Origin of the sequence: Lujinxingia litoralis, from assembly GCF_003260125.1 — a bacterium.
Taxonomy (GTDB): Bacteria; Myxococcota_A; Bradymonadia; order Bradymonadales; family Bradymonadaceae; genus Lujinxingia; species Lujinxingia litoralis.
On record NZ_QHKO01000024.1, the window covers coordinates 1 to 1,893 of the forward strand.

The 1,893-nt window shown below is 62.2% G+C and carries 3 protein-coding genes; 1 reads left to right on the top strand and 2 read right to left on the bottom strand.

Features of this window, described 5'->3' with window-relative positions; all coding sequences use genetic code 11:
- Positions 1 to 620: hypothetical protein (locus DL240_RS19450; RefSeq protein ID WP_146618440.1), on the bottom strand; the 620-nt coding region annotated here is incomplete at its 3' end.
- Positions 621 to 653: 33 nt separating this feature from the next.
- Here DL240_RS19450 and DL240_RS20160 point away from each other — a divergent pair.
- Positions 654 to 986 (top strand): hypothetical protein, encoded by a 333-nt coding sequence (locus DL240_RS20160; protein WP_158542808.1) that lies wholly within the window; start codon positions 654 to 656, stop codon positions 984 to 986.
- On the opposite strand, the gene DL240_RS19460 is transcribed toward DL240_RS20160, so the two are convergent.
- The coding region (locus DL240_RS19460; protein WP_199589880.1) for an RCC1 domain-containing protein at positions 974 to 1,893 on the bottom strand (920 nt) is incomplete at its 5' end. The two genes, DL240_RS20160 and DL240_RS19460, sit on opposite strands and share 13 nt — an antisense overlap.

A 1,893-nucleotide genomic window follows, 5' to 3' on the forward strand; every position in this document is an offset into this window, starting at 1 on the left:
GCGCAGGCGTTGAGCGTGATGACCACCTCGGCCTCACCTTCGGGGAAGGCCAGCCCCTCACAGGCGAGCGTGCCGCCCCCGGCGTCGGTGCAGGCGATGGTGAGATCGCAGCCATCGCGGGTGCAAAAGCTCTCCAGCGTGGGCGGGTGACTAAACGCATATGACTCGCCGGCCTCATACCCCTCCAGCCCGGCCTCAAAGGCGTAGCGCACATCGAAGGTTTTTGAGGCGCTCGTGCTTTGCTCGTCGAGGGAGGCGTTGACGGTGAGCGTCCAGCTGCCCTCGGCGTTGAGCTTGGCGGTGGGGAGCTCGATCGACTCGGCGCACTCAACAGGCGTCACTACCTCGCCGCCCTCATAGCTCAGGGTGCAGGCATCCAGGGTGCAGCCCTGGGGGGCGCACGCCGCCTCGAAGTTCAAAACCCCCTCGGTTTCGTCGATGATATAGGGGCTCTCCTCGCCGCCGGTGAGTGTCAGGGAGAGGTTCGGGTCGGCGTCGGCGTCGGGGGTGGTGTCGGTGTCGGGGGTGATGTCGGTGTCTGTGGGCGTCGCGACGCCGTCGCCGCCGCAACCCACGGCGAGTAAGGTGAGTGCAATAAAGATCACACGAAAGTACGGCATGGCAGGGCCCTCCCGGTGCTGTGTCAGGTTGATATGAAGAGCCCCAGACTTAGCCCGGATGGTCGCCGCGGGGCAAGCCCATCACGCAAAACACCCCACCGCCAGCGTTTGCCGGGGGTGGGGTGTTTTCATGATAGAGCAAATCGCCCCGAGCACGAGGTCGAGCACGAGCACGAGTACGAGTTCGAGGTCGAGCCCGAGTACGAGCACGAGCACGAGTTCGAGGTCGAGGTCGAGGTCGAGCCCGAGTACGAGTACGAGTACGAGTACGAGGTCGACGCAAAACACCCCACCTCCAGCGTTTGCCGGGGGTGGGGTGTTTTAATGATCGGACGTGTTCCCGAAGCCCGAGTTTATGGCGAGTAGGGCCAGGCGACGGGGGTGGGGGTGGCGCCGCTGCCCGGATGGCCAAGCTGACCAGCGTTATTTCGTCCCCAACAATACATAACGTTATCGGCAATGCCGCAGGAGTGCTCACCACCCGCAGCGATGCCAGACCACCCATTCAGTTCGCTATTAACTTCGGTAGGCGATGTGTTGGTATTTTGGTTATGACCCAGGCGCCCTTCACTCGCGCGCCCCCAACAATAAGCAACTTCATCGGCGATGGCGCAGGTGTGCTCTTTACCGGCGGTGATCTGGGAAAAGGTGAAACCGTTCACCTGGGCTACATCAGGCTCAGAATTGTGGCCGTTTTGGCCCGAGTCACCATTGCCCCAGCAGTAAGTTCGGTTTTCAGAGCCAACATCCACCATTGCGCAGGAATGTGATCCGCCTGCCGCAATAATCGACGTTGTTGAACTCGACACCCCTGGCGCCCCCTGAACCTTCACAGGCCCCGAGCTCGCCCCCGGATCTCCATCTAACCGCCCATCCCCCGGACTCCCCCAACACCACCCATTCGCCCCCTGAGCCGTCACCGCGCAGGTATGCGCATCGCCGGCGGCGACGGCCACGAAGGTGTCGATGGTGGTGCCGCCGCTGGTGATCTCCACGCGAGTGCGGTCGTCGACGGGGGTGCCGGTGCCGAGTTGGCCATCAATGGAAAGCCCCCAGCAATAAAGCGCTTCATCGCTGGTAATTCCACAAGTATGGGTGCTGCCTGTGGCAACCTGCAGCCAGCTCAACCCTTCACTTACATCTTGCGGAGTGTTGTAAGATGAAGCGCTGCCGGACGCCGAGATAACCTGACCGGCAGTGTTGTATCCCCAACACCACAAACTCCCATCCTCCTTAACTCCACAGGTATGCTGCCCCCCCGCGCTCACCTGAG